This window comes from Exiguobacterium sp. SH0S2 (genome assembly GCF_004337185.1).
Lineage (GTDB): Bacteria > Bacillota > Bacilli > Exiguobacteriales > Exiguobacteriaceae > Exiguobacterium > Exiguobacterium aurantiacum_A.
Map to the genome: position 1 here is coordinate 86,384 of NZ_SJVB01000002.1, position 24,004 is coordinate 110,387.

25 protein-coding genes are annotated in these 24,004 nt (G+C 52.5%); 3 read left to right on the plus strand and 22 right to left on the minus strand.

The features are described 5' to 3' along the window. Positions 1 to 2: 2 nt before the first annotated feature. Genes fliT through EVJ21_RS05260 form a run of 4 tightly spaced genes read right to left on the minus strand, consistent with a single transcriptional unit; the run spans position 3 to position 2,805 of the window. The gene (gene fliT / locus EVJ21_RS05245; RefSeq protein WP_131490038.1) at positions 3 to 356 is read right to left on the minus strand and encodes a flagellar protein FliT; all 354 of its coding nucleotides are present in this window, start codon (positions 354 to 356) and stop codon (positions 3 to 5) included. After that, entirely contained in the window at positions 353 to 727 is a 375-nt protein-coding gene (gene fliS, locus EVJ21_RS05250; RefSeq protein WP_114165847.1) for a flagellar export chaperone FliS, read from the minus strand. The genes fliT and fliS overlap by 4 nt, the downstream gene beginning before the upstream one ends. A gap of 14 nt (positions 728 to 741) precedes the next feature. Beyond that, positions 742 to 2,436, minus strand: coding sequence for a flagellar filament capping protein FliD (gene fliD / locus EVJ21_RS05255; protein WP_131490039.1), 1,695 nt, complete (start codon positions 2,434 to 2,436; stop codon positions 742 to 744). Between the two features lie 12 nt (positions 2,437 to 2,448). Continuing rightward, positions 2,449 to 2,805: a flagellar protein FlaG gene (locus EVJ21_RS05260; protein WP_131490040.1), complete on the minus strand. Its 357-nt coding sequence runs from the start codon at positions 2,803 to 2,805 to the stop codon at positions 2,449 to 2,451. A 421-nt stretch (positions 2,806 to 3,226) separates the two neighbouring features. Between EVJ21_RS05260 and EVJ21_RS05265 the strand changes: the two genes are divergently transcribed. Continuing rightward, complete coding sequence (locus EVJ21_RS05265) at positions 3,227 to 4,063, plus strand: endonuclease (RefSeq protein ID WP_131490041.1); 837 nt, start codon at positions 3,227 to 3,229, stop codon at positions 4,061 to 4,063. Between the two features lie 438 nt (positions 4,064 to 4,501). Here the strand turns inward: EVJ21_RS05265 and EVJ21_RS05270 are convergent, their stop codons facing one another. The 13 genes from EVJ21_RS05270 to EVJ21_RS05330 form a co-directional block, all read right to left on the minus strand. Further along, positions 4,502 to 5,887, minus strand: a complete 1,386-nt coding sequence (locus EVJ21_RS05270; protein WP_131490042.1) for a flagellin N-terminal helical domain-containing protein — start codon at positions 5,885 to 5,887, stop codon at positions 4,502 to 4,504. Positions 5,888 to 6,122: 235 nt separating this feature from the next. Further along, complete coding sequence (arcC, locus tag EVJ21_RS05275; protein ID WP_131490043.1) at positions 6,123 to 7,061, minus strand: carbamate kinase; 939 nt, start codon at positions 7,059 to 7,061, stop codon at positions 6,123 to 6,125. Beyond that, positions 7,054 to 8,457, minus strand: a complete 1,404-nt coding sequence (locus tag EVJ21_RS05280; protein ID WP_131490044.1) for a YlbE family protein — start codon at positions 8,455 to 8,457, stop codon at positions 7,054 to 7,056. The genes arcC and EVJ21_RS05280 overlap by 8 nt, the downstream gene beginning before the upstream one ends. Continuing rightward, positions 8,450 to 10,003: an acyl-CoA synthetase FdrA gene (gene fdrA / locus EVJ21_RS05285; protein WP_131490045.1), complete on the minus strand. Its 1,554-nt coding sequence runs from the start codon at positions 10,001 to 10,003 to the stop codon at positions 8,450 to 8,452. Before fdrA ends, EVJ21_RS05280 begins: the two co-directional genes overlap by 8 nt. Beyond that, positions 9,963 to 10,817: an oxamate carbamoyltransferase subunit AllH family protein gene (locus tag EVJ21_RS05290; RefSeq protein WP_131490046.1), complete on the minus strand. Its 855-nt coding sequence runs from the start codon at positions 10,815 to 10,817 to the stop codon at positions 9,963 to 9,965. Before EVJ21_RS05290 ends, fdrA begins: the two co-directional genes overlap by 41 nt. Then, positions 10,817 to 12,361, minus strand: coding sequence for a xanthine permease (locus tag EVJ21_RS05295; protein ID WP_131455761.1), 1,545 nt, complete (start codon positions 12,359 to 12,361; stop codon positions 10,817 to 10,819). Before EVJ21_RS05295 ends, EVJ21_RS05290 begins: the two co-directional genes overlap by 1 nt. Next, positions 12,354 to 13,049 carry a cysteine hydrolase family protein gene (locus EVJ21_RS05300; RefSeq protein WP_131490047.1) on the minus strand — a complete coding sequence of 232 codons (696 nt, stop codon included), beginning with the start codon at positions 13,047 to 13,049 and terminating at the stop codon, positions 12,354 to 12,356. The genes EVJ21_RS05295 and EVJ21_RS05300 overlap by 8 nt, the downstream gene beginning before the upstream one ends. Next, the gene (locus tag EVJ21_RS05305; RefSeq protein WP_201739980.1) at positions 13,015 to 14,577 is read right to left on the minus strand and encodes a xanthine permease; all 1,563 of its coding nucleotides are present in this window, start codon (positions 14,575 to 14,577) and stop codon (positions 13,015 to 13,017) included. Before EVJ21_RS05305 ends, EVJ21_RS05300 begins: the two co-directional genes overlap by 35 nt. Positions 14,578 to 14,826: 249 nt before the next feature. Then, positions 14,827 to 16,365 (minus strand): PucR family transcriptional regulator, encoded by a 1,539-nt coding sequence (locus EVJ21_RS05310; protein WP_161568940.1) that lies wholly within the window; start codon positions 16,363 to 16,365, stop codon positions 14,827 to 14,829. A 62-nt stretch (positions 16,366 to 16,427) separates the two neighbouring features. Continuing rightward, positions 16,428 to 17,717 (minus strand): methyl-accepting chemotaxis protein, encoded by a 1,290-nt coding sequence (locus EVJ21_RS05315; RefSeq protein ID WP_131490049.1) that lies wholly within the window; start codon positions 17,715 to 17,717, stop codon positions 16,428 to 16,430. Positions 17,718 to 17,839: 122 nt separating this feature from the next. Further along, positions 17,840 to 18,163, minus strand: a complete 324-nt coding sequence (locus EVJ21_RS05320) for a hypothetical protein (RefSeq protein ID WP_236633692.1) — start codon at positions 18,161 to 18,163, stop codon at positions 17,840 to 17,842. A 10-nt stretch (positions 18,164 to 18,173) separates the two neighbouring features. Beyond that, the gene (locus EVJ21_RS05325) at positions 18,174 to 19,001 is read right to left on the minus strand and encodes a GNAT family N-acetyltransferase (RefSeq protein WP_131490050.1); all 828 of its coding nucleotides are present in this window, start codon (positions 18,999 to 19,001) and stop codon (positions 18,174 to 18,176) included. 58 nt (positions 19,002 to 19,059) lie between these two features. Further along, positions 19,060 to 19,545 (minus strand): hypothetical protein, encoded by a 486-nt coding sequence (locus EVJ21_RS05330; RefSeq protein ID WP_035386206.1) that lies wholly within the window; start codon positions 19,543 to 19,545, stop codon positions 19,060 to 19,062. A gap of 158 nt (positions 19,546 to 19,703) precedes the next feature. On the opposite strand from EVJ21_RS05330, the gene EVJ21_RS05335 reads away from it, so the two are divergent. Beyond that, positions 19,704 to 20,198, plus strand: coding sequence for a hypothetical protein (locus EVJ21_RS05335; protein ID WP_016509305.1), 495 nt, complete (start codon positions 19,704 to 19,706; stop codon positions 20,196 to 20,198). A gap of 33 nt (positions 20,199 to 20,231) precedes the next feature. Here EVJ21_RS05335 and EVJ21_RS05340 read toward each other — a convergent pair whose 3' ends face one another. Continuing rightward, positions 20,232 to 20,528, minus strand: a complete 297-nt coding sequence (locus EVJ21_RS05340) for a putative quinol monooxygenase (protein ID WP_131490052.1) — start codon at positions 20,526 to 20,528, stop codon at positions 20,232 to 20,234. A 120-nt stretch (positions 20,529 to 20,648) separates the two neighbouring features. Here EVJ21_RS05340 and EVJ21_RS05345 point away from each other — a divergent pair, with 120 nt between their 5' ends. Then, positions 20,649 to 21,563 carry a YitT family protein gene (locus tag EVJ21_RS05345; RefSeq protein ID WP_236633345.1) on the plus strand — a complete coding sequence of 305 codons (915 nt, stop codon included), beginning with the start codon at positions 20,649 to 20,651 and terminating at the stop codon, positions 21,561 to 21,563. 30 nt (positions 21,564 to 21,593) lie between these two features. Here EVJ21_RS05345 and EVJ21_RS05350 read toward each other — a convergent pair whose 3' ends face one another. From EVJ21_RS05350 to EVJ21_RS05365, 4 genes are all read right to left on the minus strand, one after another. Then, positions 21,594 to 22,652 (minus strand): GGDEF domain-containing protein, encoded by a 1,059-nt coding sequence (locus EVJ21_RS05350; RefSeq protein ID WP_236633344.1) that lies wholly within the window; start codon positions 22,650 to 22,652, stop codon positions 21,594 to 21,596. 99 nt (positions 22,653 to 22,751) lie between these two features. After that, entirely contained in the window at positions 22,752 to 22,979 is a 228-nt protein-coding gene (gene csrA / locus EVJ21_RS05355; protein ID WP_016509303.1) for a carbon storage regulator CsrA, read from the minus strand. Then, positions 22,979 to 23,416 (minus strand): flagellar assembly protein FliW, encoded by a 438-nt coding sequence (gene fliW / locus EVJ21_RS05360; RefSeq protein WP_131438743.1) that lies wholly within the window; start codon positions 23,414 to 23,416, stop codon positions 22,979 to 22,981. Before fliW ends, csrA begins: the two co-directional genes overlap by 1 nt. A 15-nt stretch (positions 23,417 to 23,431) precedes the next feature. Then, positions 23,432 to 23,986 carry a DUF6470 family protein gene (locus EVJ21_RS05365; RefSeq protein WP_236633694.1) on the minus strand — a complete coding sequence of 185 codons (555 nt, stop codon included), beginning with the start codon at positions 23,984 to 23,986 and terminating at the stop codon, positions 23,432 to 23,434. Between the last annotated feature and the right edge of the window lie 18 nt (positions 23,987 to 24,004).

Here is a 24,004-nt window from a genome sequence, read left to right on the forward strand (position 1 = left end):
TTTCATGTCTGTTGGTCAAATAAGCCGGAGAAGTTCGAGTCGACGTCCTCGTACGGGTCGACGTACGACTTGACCGTCTTCCGTTCTTGGCGTGTCGTCCCGAGCGTCATCCCGAGCCGTTGATGCTCGGCCTCGATCAAGCGGGCGATCTTGTGACTGTCGTCGACGAGCTGACGGATGACCGTCTGATCGGCCGCTTCTAAGTCGGGTCCGTGCGCCGACAGCAATTGTTCGCGGTCGTCGAGCAGTTCATGGATCTGGTCCATCCATGTGTCGTACGTCGGCTCTTCTGGCACTTGCGCGAGCAGATCTTTCAGCCGTTGCGTTTTGAGAATGATCTCATCGATCGGTCTCATCCTTGTTTCGCGAGTTTCATCGCTTCCTTCCACGTGTCGCGGAGTTCGGTCGTGAAGTCGAGCACCTCGTCTAGGATCGTCGTGTCGTTCTTGACGTTCGCGTCGACTAGACGGCGCCACAAGTATTCGTAGAGCGAGTCCAAGTTCGCCGAGATGGCGATGTCTTTGTTGAGCGTCAGACGCAACTCTTGGAAGATGGCTTGCGTCTTTTGGATGTTCGTGTTCTTCAAGTCAGGATTGCCTTGCTCGAGCGCGAGTTTGGCGAGACGCGTGAACTTGAGCGCCCCGTCATACAGCATGAGCGTGAGTTCCTGTGGGTTCGCGGTCGTGACCGCGTTGTTTTGATATGCTGCGTATGGGTTGGCTACCATTTAAATTCCTCCTCTTACATGCCTCCGCCTAGAAACTGTTGCAACGATGCCGCTTGCGAATTTGCTTGGTTCATCGCTGTCTCCATCGCTGCGAAGCGACGATAGTAGGCGTTTTCTTTACTAATGAGTAAGTCGTTCAATCGTTCGATGCGTGTATCGATGGCTGTCATCTCTCGGCCCATTGAGTATGTTGGGGCTCCGGCACCATCGACTCCAGCAATACGAGTGATGATCGCTCGTGAATTCACAGCAGCGTCACGAATTTGTGGAAGTAGTCCGTTCGTTTCGTTTGTGAATAGTTGGTAGACTTGCTCCGGGTCTTTCTCGATCGCGGCTTTGAGTTTCTCTTCGTTCAGCTCAATCTTCCCGCCGTTCGTGAAGTCGGCACCGGTCGAGAGACCGATTTGAAACAGTTGCTTCATCGCATCATCATTCGATGAAGACGACGTACTAGACCATTTACTCCGCATTGTGTCCATCGCACCACGAACAATCGTATCGCCACGTAGCATCCCACTCATCGCTTTTTCTTCCCATTTCTTGATTTCGTCTTCAGACAGTTCATCGCGTTGCGCTTTTGTCAGCGGCGCAAACGAGCGAAACTTATCTTCACGAACCTTCTTGTTCATCAAGTCGATTGTTTCATTATATTTATCGACGAACCCTTTAATGTTGTCGAAGATTTTTTGTGTGTCGGTTGCAGCAGAGAGTGTGACGGCACCATCCGTTGACGCAAAAGTCGATTTCAATGTGAGCGTCATATTATCGATGGTGGCGGTGTTTGAAGCTCGTTCTACATCAATTCCGTTCACTTTGAACTGAGCGTTCTGACCAATCGGGTTCGTCGTCCCTACCGAGAAAGCTGTTTTAAAACTTGAATCAAAGTCAATCGTGGCATTCGCACCAGTTTCTTTCGTTGAAAGTGAAATTTTACCGGTCGACGATTCGAAGAATGCCGATAATCCCGTATCTCTCTCATTCAATTTACTCATCAATTCTTGTACCGTTGCATTCGCGCTCAACTCAATCTTCTTGTAGGTACCGGTCATCGATGATTTGTATTGCACCTCAAAACCGGTACCAGAGATATATTCAGCAGCAACTCCTTTGGGGATAACCCCACCTGGATACATTGTCGTATTCGTAGCCGTTAATTTACCAGTTGTCGCATCATAATTAAAATCAGCTTTATTCAATGCAGTTCCTGTAGCATCTCTAAATGTCATTGCCGCCAAGTCCATATCTTTCGGAAGAGACAATTCCGTTCCAGCCGTCTCTTGAATGACGCGTTTTTGGCCGGCGACAAATCCGTTCATATCTGAGAGCTTTGTCGTACTTGTCAATGTGGCACCATTTTTGTCAGTTGCGCTTAAAATCGTCGTCGCTGACGTTGCGAGTTGCGTCACCGAGTCTATGCGAAGCGCACTGTTCCCGCTAGAAGGTCCTGCAGTCACACTGATTTTCGATACATCTGAAGAACTTGACGTCTTCGCATAGAAGTTACGACTGAACGTAAGGTCAACCGCACTGTTACGTAGTGTCATCAGCGAACGGTTGATTTCGCGATACGCATCACGTTTCCATTCGGTCGTTTGTTTCTTTTGCTCAAGCTTGTCGACCGGTACCCGTTCAACTTGCATCAATTGCTTAATAATTGTATCGGTATCAATTCCACTGGCGAGTCCGCCAAATCGGATGGGTGTTGTCATAGTCTTCCTCCTTTAAACGCGCTCATCGAATAAATGATTAAACTCCATGAACGCCGCGAAGAAGTCGAGTGACTTCTTGCTTGGAATCTCGCGGATAACTTCGTTGTTCGTATCCACGATTTGAATATAGTAATCGTTCAATTTCTCGTGTTTCATAAATTTTAATCCGGTACGTTGTTGATCTAATACAAGATTCGCCTTCTCGACGGCCGCCTCTAACTTAGTTACGTGTTGAGGCGTCGGAAGAATGACGATGCCTTCATCGGCGAGACGAGCATGGTTCGCTTCGACGAACACGTTTTTCGTTTGTTCATACGGCAGTACAGAAGAAGGTAGGTGAAGCCGGACTTCAGAGATGGTCGGGTTCATAAGCTTCTGCTCCTCTTATAATTGTTCTCATAAACTTTATCGGTTCATTCGCCATCAGTTTGCAGTATTTTGCTGAAATGGTTCCTGCTTTTCACGTTCTAAATAGGCTAGGTGCGCTTGTAGTTCCTGAAATTGCTCATTCAATTGTAGTCGTCTCTTATCCGCACACTGTGTTGCCTCAATTGCGATTGAACGCATCGTCCGTAAGACGTCCTCAACTTCCGTCAATCGTTTTTGTTCAGTCTGAATTGCATGTAGTTGTATCTGTAATTCGTTAATCATCCGTACACCTGCTCTCAATGTATATATCGACTTGTCAATCAAAAAGTTGATTCGAGCTAGTCCATTATTGAAACCGGTCCGCTGTTCAAAACGGGAATAAATAAACTGAAGCTACTATTTCGTAAAGGAGAGAAAAGCGATGGACTGGGAAGGACTGTCAGAGGAGCAAGTCGCCATATTAGTCGCAAGTGTTTTAGGGGATGGAGAAATTACGAAATGCTACGTGTATGATCGACGCGTGAATAACAGCTACCGCGAACATTTTAGTATGGGTCAACTAAGTTATCGGGAGTGGAAGCAACGAAAACTTTCAGATTTATTGTATTTACGCGGCAACAACCTGGTGTCTCGCTCGATTCCACTCATGACGAGACTGTTTCCATTATTCTATCCAAACAATAAAAAACTGATTCCGTTCGAATTGCTCGAAGACATTTGTCACCCTTCATTTCTGCTCACGCTATATCTGGATGATGGTTCCCTTCTACTCAGCAAACGGTTCAACCACAACAAAAAAGAAATTCAATTCACACCACACATCGCCTTGTACTTACAAGCGTTCTCCAAAGAACAGTTAGAGCGATTGGCAGTTTTCTTATTTGAACGCTTTAACATCAATGTCCGAACGTCAGGTACGCCAAGTGGGACAGGTTATTATCTTAAAACAACTAAAGTCACCGATACATTTCACATTCTTGATGTGTTGAAACCTTATTTGACTGAGTTGCCAGACTTTTCGTATAAATTGGATTGGGAGACGCGACTTGCTTCAGAAATCGCTCAATACAAAACCTCACATCGCGATTATACGGTACGGGTATCAATCCCCGCCCGTCCGTATTCAAGTGAAGAAATCGCTTCGGTGATTGAATGGAAACATCAAGAAGTCACAAACCATGAGATTGCCCGACGCTTAAATCGAACATATTGGTCAGTCGTTTATAAATGGCAAGACGTGAAAAACCGTGAAGCATAAGCTCCACGGTTTTTAGTATAACTTTTAAATAGTCAATTGCTATATTAACGGAGCAATTGAAGTACAGCCTGCGGCTGTTGATTTGCTTGCAGATGCCCATATCTTTCAATATGGTCCAGACTATATCTTCACCCTTTTACAATATCGGTATAAAAGCATACATTATTGTAAAGTAGGGGCTGGGCACTTCCCTCGCCGTTTACGAGGTACGGATCTCATAACCATGGACCATAGTCGGTAGGTCGTTCATCCTAGTCGTTGAACCTTCATCACAGTTTCCTGACAGATGCTTGGCTGCTGATTGTCCAATCCCTTCCTTTTTTCAAAACGTTCACGCTCACCGTTTCCAGTCACGTTGTCGTAAGGAGGGCTCTAAGGAGTCCCAGCAATTCACCCAGTTGTACTCTTATCCGTTACCAGATAAGACGCCCGTAAATCTTACCGAAGAAGTTGTAGAACTGCTTCTGGTTGAGATTTAGATTGAGCCATCATTGCTTGTGCAGCTTGGTTGAGGATGTTATTCTTCGTAAAGCTCATCATCTCTTTCGCCATATCCACGTCACGTACACGTGATTCAGCAGCTTGGAGGTTTTCAGCTCCAACACTCAAGTTGTTAATTGTGTGCTCGAGACGGTTTTGCACAGAACCAAGTTTTGAACGTTCTCCAGAAACTGACTTGATTGCATTGTCAACAAGAGTAATAGCAGAGTTAGCACCTGACTGTGATGTCAAATCTAAACCAGCAATTCCCAAGTCTGATGAAGACATGCTTGAGATACTGATAGAGATGTTTTGATCAGCATTTGCACCAATTTGAGCAGTCAATGCATTTTGAGTTACTACTACATCTCCACGAGCTCCTGCAGTATCAGCAGCAGATGTGTTAGTCAAAGTAACCGAAACACCCGTAGCAGTACCTGTTCCTGAAAGAGTAGTTCCTTTCCCGCTTGCTGCAACTCCGCCGATTGTACCTGCTACATCCACACCTATTGCAGTAGTATTCGCAACAGCAGAAGTAGTTAAGCCCATTGCAGCAGTTATAGCACTTGCTTCAATTGTGATAGACTGGTCAGATCCGAACTTAAGACTGTTCAAATCAATACCACCTTCATCTCCACCGGCTGTTAATCCAACGTTTGCACTATTTACTGCATTGATAAAGTTTGCTGCAGTAGCTGCTGCGTCTCCAGTAACAGCATTAAACGAGATATCTTGATTATTAATACGAATAGATTGTGGACCGCCTAGTCCAGCAGAGATAGCTGCATTACCGAACGCTGTTCCGCCTGTAGCTGCTTGCTCTGCTTCGACAGTCGTTGTTACTGCATATGTTCCAGCAGCTGCTTGCTCACTAGCCGAAGCCATTAAAACGTTTGCGTTAGCACCAAAATTGGCTTTACTACCAGACTCGCCATTCAATAGCTTTTTAGTGTTAAATTCTGTTGTTGCCGAAATGCGATCAACTTCAGAAGTTAATTGCGAAATTTCTTTTTGGATTTCATTTCTATCATCCACTGTGTTCGTATCGTTTCCTGATTGAACAGCTAATTCACGCATACGTTGAAGGATTGAATGTGTTTCATTCAAAGCACCTTCAGCAGTTTGAATCAATGAAATTGAGTCTTGTGAGTTACGTGTCGCTTGATCAAGACCGCGAATTTGCCCACGCATTTTCTCAGAAATCGCAAGACCAGCTGCATCGTCGCCAGCACGGTTGATGCGAAGACCTGAAGAAAGTTTCTCCATCGATTTACCAGTCTGTGTTGTGTTGAAAGACATGTTACGGTGTGCGTTCATTGCATTCATGTTGTTGTTAATAATCATTGTAATTTCCCTCCATAGGTTTAAAGTTTTTTCCGCTCTTCCAAATCCATTTGTCCGAGCATACAAGGTTTAGGCCGGCCCCTCACCTTGTATTAGTTGGTAACGTTTTTGCGTTTCCATACTCTATATCGGAGTCATCCCCAATCTGTTTAGTCTTTTTCAAAAAAAGTTACACATTTTGACTACTTCTTTTCAAATTGAATAGAAAAACGGCCCATCACTGGACCGCTCCTCCTCACTTCACAGCTGTTCTAGCTTCATCCACAAACTTCGTCCCCGTCTTCCCATGAATCGCCTCACCCGCTCGCTCGAGCGACGTGATGATCGCTTCGCGTCCGAAACGAGATGTCACGAAAGCGAGTGCCGCTTCCACTTTCGGTAACATGCTGCCCTCTGGGAACTGTCCGTCCTCGATATACATTTGGGCTTCCGCCACCGATATCCGGTCCAACCCACGCTGCGTCGGCTTCCCAAAGTCGACTGCAACTTGATCGACGGCCGTCAGGATGAATAAGATGTCGACGTCGAGCTCGCGTGCGAGCAGCTCGCTCACCCGGTCTTTATCGATGACCGCATCGACTCCGACGAGTCGTCCCTCTTGTTCAATGACCGGAATGCCCCCTCCACCGCCAGCGATGACGATATGACCAGCCGCAACGAGCGTCCGAATCACTTCGATTTCAACAACTTCTATCGGTTCAGGCGATGGGATGACGCGTCGGTAACCACGTCCAGCGTCCTCGCCAAAGACCATTCCTCGTTTCTCAAACCGACCTGCTTCATCTTTCGAATAAAACTGCCCGATCGGCTTCGTTGGATTGGAGAAAGCGGGATCTTCTGCAGCGACGACGGTCTGCGTCACAATCGAAGCGACCGCTTTGTCGATATTTCGCTGACGCAACTCTTCGCGAAGCGCTTGCTGCAAATGATACCCAATGTACCCTTGGCTCATCGCCACGGCTTCCGCCATCGGGACGTCCGGAAGCTGGTCGGTTTCGTCGAACGCCTGATGGATCATTCCGACTTGAGGACCGTTCCCGTGCGCGACGACGACCCCATGCCCCGCTTCAATCAAATCGACGATCGAGCGCGCCGCTTCCCGGACCAGTTCAAGCTGCTCGGCCGGGTTGTTACCGAGCGCGTTCCCACCTAATGCAATCAGTACGTTAGACATGGCTGACCTCCTCTGAATAAGCTTTCAACGCTTTTGTGAAACAATCGAGCGGCGGATGGACGATGCCGGCCCCGACTTGACCGATTCCAGCCTCACGGTGTGCCATCCCGGTATTGATGACCGGAAGCACACCCGTCTCGATGACTTTTCGAACGTCAATCCCGAGCGGCGTACCACGGAAGTCGAGTGTCGGGATCGAGTACGTGTTGTTCTCGTCCTCTGTGATCGTATACATCGACCGCGAATAATCGAGTGCGTCCTCGACGGCCCCGCCGACGAACTGGACGATGGCCGGTGCCCCGCCCATGGCAAACCCGCCAATCCCGAGCGTCTCGGTGATTGCACTGTCGCCAAGGTCCGGTGCCGCATCTTCGACTGTATAACCTGGGAACAGCAGTCCTTCGACATAGTTCGCCTTTGCCGTGAACCAACCGTCAAGCCCGCTCACACGAATGCCGAAATCAACGCCGTTCCGGGCCATCGCCGTGACAATCGTCGATCCTTTGATGCCGTGCCCGGCCTCAAGCGACGCCTTGGCTGCCGGCATCGACAAGTTGAGGAAATAATGCTCGTTCTTTTGAATGAACGCGAGCGCTTGTTTCCGGACGTCGTCCGTCATGTCCGCCGCAAGGAATGCCGGTAACATGTCCCGCAAGAACAAACTCGTCGCCGCCTTGTTGCGGTTGTGGCACTCGTCTCCCATATGGAGCGCTTGGGCGATCAAGGCACGAAGGTCGACAGCTCCCGAGACATCGAGCGCTTTTTGCAACGCCGGCATATACACTTTCTCGATCCACCGTAATCGCTCGAGCACATCATCCGAGAATGCCCCGAAGCGGAGCACTTTACCAAGTCCTTCGTTGACCGTGCAATAGGCCCGGTTGCCATCGGTAACATTTTCAATGATGTGAACCGGCATCGACGGCGAGATAACCCCGGCCATCGGTCCAACGGCGTCATGCTCGTGACACGGCGCGAATTCGATGTCACCAGACGCCGCGAGTTCGCGTGCCTCGGCTTCTGTCGTCGCTAGACCTTCATATAAGAGGGCCCCGATGACCGCACCTTGCATCGGTCCGCACATATCACGCCATTCGACGGGCGGCCCGGCGTGCAAGATGAGATGCGCGTGCATCCCTGGAATCTCATAGCGGGCATGATTGATGCCGACGAGCATCGGATGCGCCGCTTTGATCTTCGCGACGGCCTCGGCATTCTTTTCGTCTGTCTCGCTCGTGTTCAGTTGATCGAGGACGGCAAGCAGCGAAATGTCACCGCCGGCAGGCGGTGACCAGTCATATTGAACGACATCCGTCCCTTGACGATCGATGTCTTTTGAGAACGTAGACGCACCGATATTAATTGCGTGTAACGTTGAATCAAACAAGTTAGCCATGGATCTCCACTCCTTTTTTGACAATGGTACAAGCGATTTCGACCGCCTCCGCGTTACTTCGGGCGACGTACGCACCAACCTGTTCAAGACGGCGCTTCTGATCGGCATATCCTTGTTTATCTGTCTCCGTGCCGCAAATGTACGTCACAATCGGTAAAATGCGCCCGTCACGCTTTGCGATGTTCTGTGCTGCTTTCAACGTTTCAAGCGTCTCGCCGACCGGATCGTCGTGTGACCCATACCCGAGCTCGAAATCGAGCAAGAGTACCCCGCACGTCGGATCAGCCGCTTCTTGTAAGATACGATCGTTCCGGAGCACCGGTTCAATCATCGGGTGAGGCTTACCGACCGTGAACGCGTCATCCCCGAGGTCGACGAGCGTATGGCCCGTGCTCGTGAAGACGTCTGGCATTTTTTCTTCTGTCCGTTTCGCGACGTTACTCGTGAGCGGGCTGACCCGGTCCCGTAAAATCGACAGTGCCTCGGCCGTGAGCGTCCCTCCACAGAACAGACCACGAATGAATCGCTCCGTCCCTTGTGTCCGGTGTACGACACGACTCCATGTCAATGCCTCGTCTGAGACGAGCTCCACTTCAAGATTCGAGTCATACGTCCGGGCTGCGGCGAGCGCCGCCTCGAACAACGTCGTCGTGAACGTCACATGTTTTGGCAGATCAGCGGGCGCTTTCCCGTCGAGGAGACAGAGCACGACCGGTTTCGTCGCACGAGCGACCCGCTCAAGAATCATCTGTTCGACTTCTGGCGCAGGTGGTTTCGAAATGACGACGAGCACGTCCGTCGACTCGTCCGCGAACAATGCGTCGATGCCTTGCCGCATCATGATGCCACCGATGTGACTCGACAAGTCACGTCCCCCTGTACCGATCGCTTGCGACACACCGTAGCCGAGACGGTCGACTTGGACCATCACTTCTTGGAGTCCCGTGCCAGAGGCAGCGACCATCCCGATGCCACCTCGCTTCACGTCGTTGGCGAAACAGAGGCCGGTCCCGTTGATCATCGCCGTGCCACAGTCCGGTCCCATGACGAACAGTCCTTTTCCCGCGGCGTATGTCTTCAAGTCGCGCTCATCTTCGACCGAGACGTTGTCACTGAACAACATGACGTGGAGCCCTTGTTCGAGCGCCCGTCGCGTTTCACGTGCTGCGAACTCACCGGGTACCGAGATGACCGCGAGGTTCGCGTCCGGACTCATGTCGAGCGCCGCGCCGAAAGTCGTCACACTCGTTTTCCCATTTCGTTTCGCCGCTGTCTTTTTAGCACCAAGCGCCTCATCGACTTCTGCGAGGATCGATGGCAGAACGTCCGCCTCAGCCCGGCACGCGATAATCAAGTCGGCGTCCGTTGCCGTGCTCGCCTCTTCTGTCATGAGTCCAACGTTTTCAAGCAATTCTTTGTTCATCGGAGTCGCCATCGAAACGATGACTTCCTCGACCCCGTTCCGCTTCTTCAATTTACCTGCGAGTGACATAAGCGTCACCGAATCATGATATGTTCTCTTCTTTATGATTGTTTGATGATCCAAGTTTTCCACTCCTTTGTTCGATGAGTGCGGCGTGGACGCCCGTTAAAAAATCGGTACCTGACGTGGAGCCGATTTCAAGTACACGTTTTGCCGCTTCCTGCATGGCTGTATCTGTCAATTGTTCAAAAAAAGCGAGCACTGCTTCGTTCGTCCGTCCATGATAGGCGTGACGCAACATGTGGTAACTGACACGCGTCGTCTTATCCCGACTCTCAAGCAGCGCGCCCCATCCGAGTTCAGGTACTCTCCCGAGTATCTGGTCTCCGAGTATTTTACCGCTCACGAAATCGTCACCTGCGGGCGTGAGGCCAGGGCCGAGCCCGATCAATCGTTCGAGACGTCCTTCCTGCATAACCTGATCGATGAATCGTTCTTCCGCGTTCCAGTGGCCGGTCGCCGTACCCTCCATCATTTTCTGATAAGGACGGAGCATTCCGCCTGCTTTCCCATACGTCACGAGAAACGTGTAGAGGCTATCGATTGAGGCATCGTCGAACTCGCAAGTCTTGACGAGAAGGTTGACAGGTGTCGCCTCAAGCGACACCTGTATTCCGTTCTCAAAGGCGAGTACTTCTCCAAAGGTGACCCGGTTGCCGATATCAGGTGCGACCGTTCGAAAATCAATCATCTGATTCAGTTGAATCATGTCTGGCGCGAGTGGACGCCGTGGCGTAGAGATGGCAATCAAGCGATCGCCCTCGAACAACTCGATGTTCAACACGTTTTGAAAGACACTGTGTACATAGCCGACTTGACCGTTCAACCGAACGATATCAAGCGCTTCATCTCGACGCCCCCCCTCGAGCCGCAACATTATGACACCTTCTCTTGCTCTACAACTTGGTCCTCACTCGCCCGATAGTAACTGAGTCCGACGAGACCCGCTGCTGCGACGAGGTAGCCGATGGTCACATCCATCCCGACGCCAATCCCAATTTCAGCACTATGGATGATGCCGAAGAAGGAAAGGAGTGCGGCAATCCCTGCGTAGACCGCGGCGAGGCGGAACTTCTTATCGATAATATAGATGACGATCGTCGCGAGGAGCATCGATACCAAAATGTCTGCCGAGCCGAGCGTCCGCCATCCGAGATAAGGGATGCCGTTCGCGGCGAGTGTCGCATAGCCGACTTCTTGAGCCGATGTCCCGATGGCGCCGAGCGTATTGTTGATTTGGGTGATGATATAGCTGGCGACGAACGGCATGAGTGCGATAATGAGCGCCGGGATATGCCGTTTCTCCGTCTCCCCGAACGCTTGTGCCCCGATGACCATCGCGATGTAGACGAGAATCGGCAGCAATGCGACGAGCGGAATGACGGACAAGACGAGCGGAAGCAACCCGAGGAAGGCGAGGAACATGACCCCGACCCCGGTCGCTAGCGAATAACCGACGCGCGCCCCGGCTTTCTTCCAACCTGGATGTCCGATGTAGATGATCATCGGGTAGACGCTTCCGAGTACGGCGCCGACAAGTGTGAGCAAACCTGGAACGAGCATCGTTACGGTCGTCGGATAATGGTCCCCGTCCGCCGAGGCACTTTCGATATTGTCTAGGCTCTCTAGGAAGTCATAAATCGCGAGCGGGATCGCAGCCGGCAAGAACGGTGCGAGCAAGGCGAATCCTTCTGCGAGCAAATCAAATCCGAAAATGGACGGGAATGCGACCGAGAACCCGGCTGCGGCTGTGCGGACCTCATTGAAGTCCATGTATCCGGTCGCCCAAGCGAGCACCATCCCGACCGCGATCGCCATGAGACCGGCCGGCATATTTCCCGGGAGCCGCTTGTGGGCGAGCCATCCGGCGAGGACGATGACGAGTGTCAACAGACCGATGTAAGGTGTCGTGTACACTTGGCCGAGCGGGTTCATAGCGATGTAGGTGAGCGCGATCCCCGCGAGCGACGCAAGCATCGCCGAGCGCGGAATATACTTTTGAATGAACGGCCCGATGAACGCGCCGAGTGTCATGATGAGTCCTTGGACGATATTCCAGGCGACCCCGACCGCCCAGGCGATCATCCAGTCATTCGTTTGAACGTAGACCGGCAACATGACGGCGAAGGCGACGACAAAATAGTGCGGGACACTAATCCCGTATGGCATCGCCGTGACGTTGTCACGGCCTTCCCGTTGCGATAGGCGACGAGCCTGGATAGCGAGAATGATCCCGCCGAGCCCGACCGCGACAGCCGTCGCCGGTACGATTTTTCCGTAGACGATATCGCCCGGCATGTTGATGGCGAACACGAGTAACCCGATCGCCGCCAACAAGTTCGTGAGCACGTTACTGAATAAACCGAAGAAGCCGTTCAAATCCCCTTTCACGAACCATGGGGTGACGTGTCGGTCATTCATGGTCTCCTCCTCCAATCGCGTTCAAGAATTCACTAGACGGTGCCGTCCAGCCGAAGATGCCCCCTTGTTGGTGAATCATCCGAATCGAGTCCTCGTGGTCTTTCGGGTCAAACGCTGCCGAACAGTCTTCAAGCAACAGACACTCGTAACCACGGTCGTTCGCTTCCCGGATGGTCGTCTGCACACACACGTGTGTCGTCACACCGCCGACGAGGAGATGGGTGATCCCCTTTTGCTTCAACACGTCGTCAAGTTCTGTATTGTAGAAAGCACCTTTTCCGGGTTTGTCGATGATCGTCTCTCCATCCAGTGGTTTCAACTCATCGACGATGTCATGCCCGTATTCGCCGCGGACGAGGATACGTCCCATCGGACCTTCATCACCGATGCCAGCGCCTTGCTTTTTCCCGCGATTCAATTTGCTTGGCGGGCAGTCCGACAAGTCCGGCACATGTCCTTCACGCGTATGGATGACGGTCATGCCGGCGGCACGTGCCGCCTCGAGGATACGCTGCGTCTGTGGAATGATCGATTGGGTGAGGGTGATATCGTTCCCGAGTTTTTCACCGAATCCACCCGGTGCACAAAAATCGCGTTGCATATCAATCAAGACGAGTGCCGTCGACTCAGAGCGGAACGTAAATTCATAGGGTTTAGCTTGCATGATCATTTCGGTTGTCGTATTCATTGTTAAGTCCTCCTAGTTGATGGGTTGATTTATTTTTTCCGACGATGTAAAACAGCACTCCGATGATGACATAACTGAGGGCCATTCCGTTGTTGACAGCGAAGCCGACCGTTTCCTCATGGATGATCCCGAAGAAGGCAAGGATTGCCGCGATGAGGCTCGTGAATGCAGCCTTCGCGAAATCTCGGTCGATGATAAAGACGAGGATACTTGCCCACAGCACGCTGACAAGAATCGCACCCGCACCGAGTGCCGCCATTCCTTCATAGTTGAGACCAGCCGCGAGAATCGAAGCGTAACCGACGGTCGACGCATCTGTTCCGGCCGCATTCAACGACGTATTGACGATGTTGTGCCCCCAGTTCGCCACCCAAGGAATGATGGCCAAAATGATGGCCGGGGCGTAGCGTGGGCTCGTCTCCTGGAACGCCTGGGCACCGATGATAAGACCGATATAGATTAGGATCGGTAAAATCGCGACGACTGGGATGATGGCGTATAACACGGAAACGATGCCAAACCAGGTCAAGACGAGCATCGTCACACCAGTCATCCACGAATAGCCAAGCCGTGCCCCCGCTTCTTTCCATCCGGCGTGGCCGATATAAACCGCAATCGGAAACGGGCTTCCAAACGAGCTCGCAACGAGTGTCGACGTGGCGTCGAACACGAGTGCTTGCCGCGTCGGGTATTTGTCACCAGCGACTTCCGCGCTCTCAAGATTATCGATCGTTTCCATGAAGTTATAGATACCAAGCGGCACAGCCGAGGCGAGAAACGGAAGGGCGACCGACCATCCATCGAGAAGACGCGTGAGTGAAAAGGTCGGTGCCGACAAATTGACCGCTGCGAGCGACTCGCTCACCTCGCGCACATCCATCACCCCGCTCACCCAACCAATCAACGTACCGACAACGATGGCGACGAGTCCGACCGGAAGGCGGAACGGCATCTTCACTTTCCCGAACCAACCGAGCAGGATGATGCTAAGTGACACGAGTCCGATATACGGTACATCCCACGTATCCATCGCGGGTGCCATCGCGATAAAGGTGAGCGACACCCCGGTCAGTGTCCCGAGCATCGCAGGACGAGGTAGCCATTCCCGAATCTTCGGGCCAATCAGCGAACCACTCATTGCGATCAGGCCGTTAACGAAGCACCAGACGAGACCGGTCGTCCAGGCGAGGTACGGGTCTTGTGTCTTCCAGTACACGGGACCCATGATCAAAAAGACGATCAAGAACATGTGCGGGACGCTGACGCCGGTCGGTAGCGCTGTGACATCCGTCCGCTGTTCCGCCTTGGCCAGACGAACGGCCATATACGTATAAAATAGACTGCTGACAAAAATGGACAATCCGACAGCGGGCAATATTTTACCGTATACGAGGGCGACCGGCAGACCGATGGCAAGATGAAGCAACCCCGCCATCACGAGTAGATTTGTTAAATTGTTGGTGAATAGGCCGAAGTATCCGTCCACATCTCCCCTTGTCCAATATTTGATACGAAATGGTGAGTCCATAGGCATGACCTCATTTCTTAATGATGACTGCAAATTCGCGAATTATTGGTACACCCTTAAAGTAACACCGACGCTTTTATCAATCATTGTCAACAAAACACGAATGAAACGCTTTCATTTTATCAACTATTGATAATAGCCTTTGAAATGGCTCAACCATGCTTGTTTACCTACTTACCACTTGATTGCTGTCACACATTGTACAAACAAAAAGACGAATCGTCGCCATGAAATGGCCAACCATTCGTCTCAAAGACGGCTTTTCAGCAAGTGATGGGCTTGATAGGCCACATAATACTCGCTCATTTTTTCCCCGTCGTTTAATTCCAACCCTAAATCTTTCAACCGCTCGATACGGTAACGCAACGTATTGTAGTGTATGAATAAGTGTTGGGATGCTTTTTGAACGTTCATTTGGCATCGAATCAGCATAAGCAACGTCCGCAACAACTCTTCTTCACCTAAAATCGGACCGATCCGACTCTCCACAAATTCTTGAAGCGACGTCTCATCCTGGAGCTCGAACAGAATCGAGTAGACGCCGAGCGCATCATAGGATTGCACAGGCTCGGTATCGATCGAACGCATAATTCGTAACGCTTGACGCAATCGTTCATACTCGTTTGCTACGTCTCGTAAATGGTCGACCATCCGCGAATAGGTGATAATCACATCGTACCCTGCTCGTTCAGCTTGGTCGTAAATGTAGTTCCCGATTTCTGCAAGCGATTTTTTCTCCGGTTTGTTTAAGAAACAAATCAAGCTGTCCTCATAATAAATCACTTTATGTACGAAATCTCGCTCGACAAACCGTCCTGATAACCAGCGTTCGAACCGCTCAATCGTTTCATTTTCCGAGAATGCGAGCGAAGCTTTTCGCTCGACGGCAATCATACCGAGAGGCAACGTCAATTCCCAATTGAATGTATTGGCGCGTCGGATGACTTCCTCTTCGCTCCGGAACCTTCCGTTTAAAATATCTCGTAAAAAAGCATCTAAATAATTACGTTCTTGCTGAACGATGGCACGTTCTCGTTGAAAATCGAGTGCGAGTAAAATCGACGCCTGCTCCATCGCGACGTGAATATTCGAATTTCGCTTTTCTGCGACATCTAAAGCAATCAATTCCCCGAGCTGTTCCTCACCGACCCGAATCGGTTGCCGGATGACTTCGTCGAGACCGAATGTCCGGTTCCCTAACGTCATCGTGGTCTCATCCCGTTCGAACGGCTCATCTGAAACCGACTGGGCGAGCAGTTCCCCATATCCCGAAAATAAAAAAACAGGCATTTGAATCATACCGGACAATACGGTGACAAACGTATTGATATGGGCCCCGTTCAGTAGTAATCGCATCAGCTGTTGATGAATCTCATCCCGAAACTTCAGAATCGAGTTCTGTTTTTCTAACAAGACTTCGAGGACGGCGTTGCTCAATTCAGACAAATTCGCATCTTCCGTCAGCACGATGAGCGGAAAGTCGTTCCGGTCGGCCGCCTCAATCATGACTTCCGGGATTTCCGTGACGTATCGGCCAACTTTCACCGCAAGACCAGCCAGTCCTTTTTCAGCCAATCGCGGAACTAGTTGTTGCATCGCCACTTCGTTACCCGCAATCGGATAAAACGTAGTCAGCAATAAATTCCCTTTTGAGACGTATGGCAAAATATCAGGCACTTCCATGAATGAGACGTTGTTCACGCCCCGGTTCATCCCGTTTCGACCGGCGATGACGGTCGCCCCAGCATACGCCGGGAGTGACAGGACTGCTTCCACATCAATTTTCACGAGACATCCCTCCACCTGTAGTGTAGCAAAAAAGCGCATGCATTTCGCATACGCTTTAAGAATTACACTTCCGTCTTCATTTGCTCCGTCTCGTTCTGCAAACTCTCCGCGACACGGACGAGCTCCGTCATCGCACCGTTCACTTCGCCGAGGCTCGCCGCCTGTTGGCTCGCCGCCGACGTGACTTCCGTCGCGTAGCGTGACGCTTCTTCGACCATACCAACGATACCGGCCGAGTTTGTGACGACCGAATCGATCTGTCCACGTGACTCATCAAGCAACGCATCGACCGAATGGACGTGGCTGTACACTTCGTTCGCCGAACTGTGGATCGTCGCGAACGCACCGCCCGCTTTCTCGACGAGCCCGACACCCGTCTCAACTTCCGCTTTCACGTTCGCCATCGATGACGACGTGTCGCCGACCAAACGTTTGACGTCGACGATCAAATCTGTGATTTCTTGCGTCGAGTTCGCCGTCTGTTCGGCGAGCTTTTTGACTTCTGCCGCGACGACTGCGAAACCGCGTCCGTGCTCACCGGCCCGCGCCGCTTCGATCGACGCGTTAAGTGCTAGCAAGTTCGTCTGCGCCGAGATGTCACTGATGACGTCCGTGATGCGTGAGATCTCACCTGTCTTCTCCGTCAATTGACTATTGAGTGTCGACGACTGTTCGACTTTCCCAGCGATCGCATGCATCGCGTCGACTGACGTCGAAGCAAGACCTTTCCCGCTCTCGGCTTCTTGTTGCATCTCGCTCGCCGATTCGAGCGCCGAGCCCATCTCTTTACGGATATTCTCCATCGTCCGGGCGACGGCACCGAGCAGGTCCATCGAGCTGTATGTCGCGTTGACGTTGTCTTCAAGCATCTTGTTCAAGGCGTTCATCGCCGAGCGGATGCTTTCGCCGGCCGTGTTGCCTTCTTGGACCGCTGCCGCGATCTCTTGCGCGGAACCCGTCAATTGGTCCGCTGTATAGCGCATGTTCGTCCCTTGTTCCCGCAAGTGTTCGACCATGTTGTCCATCGACAGAAGCAGACGCCCCATCTCCGAGCGGTCGCTCGTCGTCTCACTTGCGAACACGACCGTCAAGTCGCCGTTGCCGACCTCAACCGCCTTGTCTGACGCTAACTCGATCGCTTTAAGCGGGCGACGGGCGATCAAGTAAATGACGCCCCCACCTAGTACTGAAATGAGCAAGGCCACGGCCGTCCCGACGAGCATGACCTGACCCTTAGCTAGTTCGAGCTCAGTTAATTGAAGCGTGATGAACCCGACCGCCCCGCCTGTAATGAAGGATGTGACCAAGATCCAGGCGAGCAGTTGAGTCGTAAAGTTTTTAAATACTTTCACTATGAGTTCCTCCTCTGTGTAATTCATCACCTACTATATCGTCCACTTGGAAGCTTTTGTATAGCGTTTTCACTTGAAGTTTTGGTCAATGAAAAAAACGCCCTCGACTTCGAGAGCGTCCGTTAAAACCGGTCGTCTTCTTTTATCACACGTGTCCGTTCACGGGTCGTCGTGAGCGCATCGATTGCAAGGGCGATCGCCGCCACCCAGTGCAACATCATGCCAACGAACGGGATGAAGCCGAGCACCGACGCCGTAATCCCGACGATCGGGCCGAACGAGACTTTGTTTAGCCGCGATACCGACAGAATCAGGACGACGATGTGAAACACGAGCATGAATCCGAGCGGTGAATAACCCATACTGATGATGAACAGTCCACCGAGCACCGGGATGCCGAGCAATGCCTCGAACGCGGCACCTAACCATTTCAAATTACGAACCATCGTCTCCACCTCACAGTTCTAGTAAGTAAAACTCATAGCCGCCGTTCTCAGCGAATCCGGCCCGCTTGTAGATCTCGAGCGCGGCCTTGTTTTCCGTCTCAACGTCGAGCTCGAGCTTCGTACGGCCCATACGGAACAGTTGTTGGACCATCTGCTTCAACATCTTCGTGCCGTAGCCTTGGCCTTGTTCGCTCGCCCGCACACCGAACGCGTGGATGCTCGCGGCATCGTCACCTGACAATAGCGCGCGGATGACACCGACGGGACGCCCTTCAACTTCACCGATGTACGTCACCCGGTCCGGCGTGTCGATTTGGCTGTAGATGTTCTCGGTCACATCGACCGGGTCACCGAACGCCTCACTGAGCGTCTCGATGATGACGGGACGGTCGGCGTCCGTCGCCTCACGGAGCGACACTTCGTTCGGTTTCAAAAACAGCTCGGCTTTCTTCAAGACGAGGTTGTACTCCGAGAACTGATACGCCGCTTGAATGTGGTCGACGACCGCCTTGCCCGACTTCGACTTGCGGTCGATGACGAACGTGAACGCCTCGCAACCGTTCTCTTTGGCGTCACGTTTCGCTGCCGCGAGGAGCGCCGTGAAGAGGCCTTGCTTGCGGTAGTCCGGATGGACGAGCGCGTTGACCTCATACTCGTTCGGGAGATACGGGAACAACATCAAATAACCGATCAACTGTTCACCGTCATAGACGGCGTAGTCGTTCTGTCCGACCGCGACGTGACCGATTTTCACGTCGATCGCGTCATGCGCGTTGACCGCTCCTTCGAGCGCTGTTACATGTTCTGCCTGTCTTGCTTCTTCTACTGTCCAATTCATACGAATCACCTCAACTGTATTGTAGCATAATCGAAAAAGCCCGCCGAAGCGGGCTGACTCATAACGTGCGGAACTCGAGCTCTGGGAGCGTCTCGAGCAGCTCTGCAATCTCATCCGTATGCGCCTCAGCGCCTGGGACGGCCTCGGTCGGTTCGACCCAGAAGAACGTCTTGTCGCTCGCGCCGAGATAGTTGCCGTAACCGATTTCGGTCGCGAACGCCTCTTCCGAGAGTTCACGGTCGATCAAGTCAAGGTGGAACAACAGTTGGTCGTCCCCGTCCTCGACATTATAGTAGAGGTCGAACGTGCCGTAGCTATTTTTATCGCCGACATCGACGACATCTTGTGCTTTCTCGATATAGACGTCACCGCGCTCGATCGCCTCGGCGATCTTCGACGGGAGAATGATCTCGTAGCCGAGGTCGCGGTCACGGATCGTCTGTGACGTATCATCGGTCCGTCCGCGTGACGAGACGACACCGACCGTTGCGACGAGGGCACCGGTCACGCCAAGCGCGACGGCCCATTTTACTGTTTTATTCATGTTGAACTCACTCCTCTTTGATGACTGCCATGAGACGATTATCGCACAAATTGACGTCAAATCATTAAATATTCTGAAAAAACTTTTTAGGATGCGTTGACGCCCGTCCGCCAATCCCATACGATAAAGATATCGTATTACAGAAAAGAGGAACTGACATGTCAAACGAATCCCAATTGTCGCGCGCACAGCTCGACGCGCTCTTGAAAAACGTCTTCGCCCTGCAAATCCCGGTCATCGAAAAATTCATGACGGATCTGTTTAAAAAATACGTCTCGACGGCGTCCACGTTCAAGCAAGACATGGACACGATGAAAGCGAGCGAGTGGCACCAACAATTCTTCGGTCAGAAGGCGATGCCGCACTTGTTCATCGAGAACCTTGGCTTCGGCGCTTCGTTCCGTCACCAGGAACAAGAAAAAGTCGTCAAGATCCCGGATAACATGACGGTCGTCAAACCGGACTCGGATAACCAGATCGAGGAGATCCTCCAAAACCTCGACAAGACGCTCGCGTCGATGGAAGTCAAAAACAAAGGACTCGTCAAAAAGTTCTATAAAGAAACGCTCGAACTCATCTGTCAGCTCGGCAGCCGTACCGGCATGATGGACGAGTTTTATGAGCAGGTCAAAGGCAGTTTGACGAAATCTTGATAAAACATCCACGTCCGCGGACGTGGATGTTTTTCAATGCCCGCCTCTAGGCTCGAACACGGCCAAGCGCTCGACTTTGGCCAAGACCGGTCGCGCCCGCTCGATCAGCGTTTTCGTCGTCTCAAGCGAGAGCGACTGTTGATGGGCGTCTACACTTTCCCACACTTCGTAGACGAGAATCGAATCGTCATCGAGTGAGACGTTCACCCGGTACATAGCGCACGTCGACTCCTGTTTCATCGCCTCGGCCGCCTCGAGCAAGATCGCGAGCAACGTGTCGTGCTCACCCGGAATAGCGGTCAACTTGCCGAACAATCCATATGGACGCATGAGATCTCTCCTTCCTGATTCTCGACTTGTTCCATAATTTGTGTCAGATTTCCTGCCTCGACCGTAAAATCCGTTGTGAGGTTTGCTATACTAAAACAAAAAGGAAAGGGGCGATACGCGATGCAGCGTCCACCGATGCCTTCCCCGACCCCGGAGGAAGTGCTCCGCTTAAAGCGGGAACATAATCCAATCAAACCGACCGAGCTCTTCGCGAAAGCGCTGCTCCTCTTGATCGGCGCCTTCATTTTCGCCATCGGACTCGAGGCGTTCCTCGTCCCGAACCAGATCATCGACGGCGGCATCGTCGGCGTCTCGATCATCGTCTCTTATCTGACAGAAACAAAAATCGCCATCTGGCTCGTCCTGTTCAATTTGCCGTTCATTTACTTCGGCTACCGCCAGATCGGGAAGACGTTCGCCGTCGTCACCCTCGTCGCCATCTTACTCATGTCGGGCTTCACAATCCTATTGCACTCGATCGAACCGTTCACGGACGATCTGCTTCTTTCGACCGTGTTCGGCGGCTTCTTGCTCGGCGCCGGAATCGGGCTCGTCATCCGGGCCGGCGGTTCGCTCGACGGGACCGAGATTTTGGCCGTGTCGTTCACGGACCGGCTCCCGTTCTCGGTCGGCGAGATCGTCATGTTCTTCAACATCTTCATCCTCGGCACGGCCGGCTTCGTCTTCAGCTGGGACCGGGCCATGTACTCGCTTATCACCTATTTCGTCGCCTTCAAGACGATCGATATCGTATTAGAAGGGATCGACCAATCGAAAGCGGCGTGGATCATCACGACGTCGCCGGACGACGTCGGTCAAGCCATCATGGACCGACTCGGCCGCGGTGTGACGTACCTTCACGGCGAAGGGGCGTACACGGGTGACGGCAAAAAAGTCGTCTTCACCGTCATCAGCCGTCTAGAGGAGACGAAATTGAAAGACATCCTCGACGACTATGACGAGAAGGCGTTCCTCGCCATCGGTAACATCCACGACGTCCGGGGCGGACAGTTCAAAAAGAAAAATATCCACTAAAAAGGTCGGCCCCAGGGCCGACCTTTTGCGTTATCCTAAACGTGCCTGATCGCGTCCGCTCATCTTCGCCGCATAGAGCGCCGCATCGGCCCGCTCGAACACAAGCATGCTCGGTTCGGCGTCGGCGACCGACGCCCCGATCGAGATCGTCATCGGGATCGTTTCCCCCTCAAACGTGAACGGTGTCTCACGGACGACATCGACGACCGCGTCGGCAAGCGCCACGACGGCCTCCCCTGCACCTTCGACGACCATCAAAAATTCTTCGCCGCCGTACCGACCGACAAATCCCCCGTCCGGGCAGTTCAGGCGTAACGTCTCACCGATTTGACGCAACGCCTCGTCGCCGGCACGATGGCCATATGTATCGTTCAATTGCTTGAAATGGTCGACATCGATGACGAAGAGTGCCCATGGCCGACCAGACAGTTCCACCTCGCTCAACCGTTCGAGCGTCATGTAGCGGTTCGGCAGTCCCGTCAACTCGTCGACCGTCGCCCGATGGGTATGCAGACGGAACATCCAAAGATGGGTCTCCAACTTCTTGGCACCCCAGTAGCACATCCAAGCCCCGAGCGATGTCATCAGGAAATACGGGATGAACACGTCAATAAACGTATCGAGCGAGACGTTGCCGACGACGCGGACGAGGACGAGCGCCATGCCGATCGCGATGTACACCGCGAACGAATGACCTCGGCGCACAGATTGACGACCGAGCCCGACGGCAATCACCCAAAAAATGCCGATCATGACGAAGGCGTTCATGATGACCGCACTGAATCCCTCTGTCATCAACCTGGCCGCGACAGATGTGAGGATGGCGACGGTCACCCCGACCGGACCGGCGAATGCCGCCGCGAGTGCGAACGGGATGATCCGCAGGTCGATTTTGGCCCCGTCGACGACGATTGAGTTGATCGTCAGCAACACAGCGATCAGTCCGTTCGACAGCCCGAACCCGATGCGGATCGAGATGGGTGATGACACTTGAATCGGCAAAACGTCACGCATCACATAAAACGTCAACGAAATGAGCAAATAGATGATGCTGATATTAATGAAAAAAATGTTTACAACCTGACCCAATCGACCCAATCCTTTCCCAATTCTTCCTATCTATCCTATCGTACCCGTGTGACACGTGTCAGCCTATCTAAAAATTCAGCCAGCCAAAAAGTCGAAAGCTCATGCTTCCGACTTGTTTTTAAGCATTTGTTTCATCAAATTGGCACTATCGCGGGCCGATTCATTCTCGGTTTGCATCTGGACATACACCTCGTGGCGATGGATGTCGATGTGACGCGGGGCGTCGATGCCGAGCTTGACTTGGTCGCCTTCGATGGCGAGCACGGTGAGCGTCACATCGTCGCCGATATGGATCGCCTCACCTTGTTTTCGTTTCAATACGAGCATCAGCGCACCTCTGCTTTCTGGCCGCCGAGCGGGTAGCGGGCCGAGTAGGCATCGTCTAAGATGACTTGCTTGCCACGGCGCTCTTTCGTCTCGATGACGATCGGTGCCTTCAAGTTGAGCGTCGAGGCGTCGAACGGTTCGCGAAGCGTGACGATGGCGTATACCGAGACGTGCTCGGCCTCACCGATCGCGAGCTGCTCCTTGGCACCGTCCGTCAGTTCGAACGCATAATCCGCCTTATGCCAAAACGGGTTCGTCACGACGAACGCACAAGCCGAATCTTCGATCGACTGCAACGACCAGAACGGGAGGTCGTCCCCGTACGGGATGAGAACGAACGTCTTCGAGTCCGGAAAACCGGGCACCTCGCTGACGAACGAAATCGTCTCTTCATCATTCACTTCAATCTTGCCAAAATAATCTGTCTCAATGAACATGGTTTGTCCTCACTTTCAACGCGTCTCATCATACATGCCACCGATTGGCCACATCTCGAGCGACGCCTCTTGGCGAAGCGAGATGTCCGTCGTCCATGGTGTGAACGAAATCTCGGCCGGGGTAAGCGATACATCTATTTGTGCCGGCGTCAGGTTCCATTCGATTTTGACATCCGCCGGCGTATACGTCAACTTGACGCGGTCGATCGACTTCGGCATATAGCCCATGTCGACGATTGGGTACGGGTCGTTCACTTTGCTCGCAGCGATGCTCGGGATCGGGTTACCGTTCTCGATCCGCATCAGTTGATCGCCTTCCCGGGCCGTCTGGCTCGTCGCCTCGCGCACACCTTGTTCGCCGAGCTGGCCGAAGTAGCGGCCGAGTTCGAGCGCGCTTTTCAAGTTGCTCTCACTGCGTGCGACCGAAGAGTCGACTTCGAGCGTGCCTTGTCTCGTCTGTTGCGTCATCTCGACCTTGCCTTGCGTCATCGACACATCGGCCCGCCCTTGTCTCATCTCGAGCACGGGGCGGTTCGACGTCATCTGGATCGCGGCCTGCGTCTGCCGCATCTCAAGTCTCGCCAGGTT

Coding starts and splice junctions, on each gene's coding strand:
- EVJ21_RS05340 (WP_131490052.1), bottom strand. CDS start 20,528: ATGCGTCCATATGGATTGTTCGGCAAGTTGACCGCTATTCCGGGTGAG.
- EVJ21_RS05265 (WP_131490041.1), top strand. CDS start 3,227: ATGGACTGGGAAGGACTGTCAGAGGAGCAAGTCGCCATATTAGTCGCA.
- EVJ21_RS05330 (WP_035386206.1), bottom strand. CDS start 19,545: ATGAATAAAACAGTAAAATGGGCCGTCGCGCTTGGCGTGACCGGTGCC.
- EVJ21_RS05320 (WP_236633692.1), bottom strand. CDS start 18,163: ATGGTTCGTAATTTGAAATGGTTAGGTGCCGCGTTCGAGGCATTGCTC.
- fliT (WP_131490038.1), bottom strand. CDS start 356: ATGAGACCGATCGATGAGATCATTCTCAAAACGCAACGGCTGAAAGAT.
- EVJ21_RS05260 (WP_131490040.1), bottom strand. CDS start 2,805: ATGAACCCGACCATCTCTGAAGTCCGGCTTCACCTACCTTCTTCTGTA.
- EVJ21_RS05325 (WP_131490050.1), bottom strand. CDS start 19,001: ATGAATTGGACAGTAGAAGAAGCAAGACAGGCAGAACATGTAACAGCG.
- EVJ21_RS05295 (WP_131455761.1), bottom strand. CDS start 12,361: ATGAATGACCGACACGTCACCCCATGGTTCGTGAAAGGGGATTTGAAC.
- EVJ21_RS05280 (WP_131490044.1), bottom strand. CDS start 8,457: ATGGCTAACTTGTTTGATTCAACGTTACACGCAATTAATATCGGTGCG.
- csrA (WP_016509303.1), bottom strand. CDS start 22,979: ATGCTCGTATTGAAACGAAAACAAGGTGAGGCGATCCATATCGGCGAC.
- fliD (WP_131490039.1), bottom strand. CDS start 2,436: ATGACAACACCCATCCGATTTGGCGGACTCGCCAGTGGAATTGATACC.
- EVJ21_RS05305 (WP_201739980.1), bottom strand. CDS start 14,577: ATGGACTCACCATTTCGTATCAAATATTGGACAAGGGGAGATGTGGAC.
- fliW (WP_131438743.1), bottom strand. CDS start 23,416: ATGTTCATTGAGACAGATTATTTTGGCAAGATTGAAGTGAATGATGAA.
- EVJ21_RS05300 (WP_131490047.1), bottom strand. CDS start 13,049: ATGAATACGACAACCGAAATGATCATGCAAGCTAAACCCTATGAATTT.
- arcC (WP_131490043.1), bottom strand. CDS start 7,061: ATGTCTAACGTACTGATTGCATTAGGTGGGAACGCGCTCGGTAACAAC.
- EVJ21_RS05270 (WP_131490042.1), bottom strand. CDS start 5,887: ATGATTATTAACAACAACATGAATGCAATGAACGCACACCGTAACATG.
- fliS (WP_114165847.1), bottom strand. CDS start 727: ATGGTAGCCAACCCATACGCAGCATATCAAAACAACGCGGTCACGACC.
- EVJ21_RS05290 (WP_131490046.1), bottom strand. CDS start 10,817: ATGTTGCGGCTCGAGGGGGGGCGTCGAGATGAAGCGCTTGATATCGTT.
- EVJ21_RS05335 (WP_016509305.1), top strand. CDS start 19,704: ATGTCAAACGAATCCCAATTGTCGCGCGCACAGCTCGACGCGCTCTTG.
- EVJ21_RS05345 (WP_236633345.1), top strand. CDS start 20,649: ATGCAGCGTCCACCGATGCCTTCCCCGACCCCGGAGGAAGTGCTCCGC.
- EVJ21_RS05365 (WP_236633694.1), bottom strand. CDS start 23,986: ATGCGGCAGACGCAGGCCGCGATCCAGATGACGTCGAACCGCCCCGTG.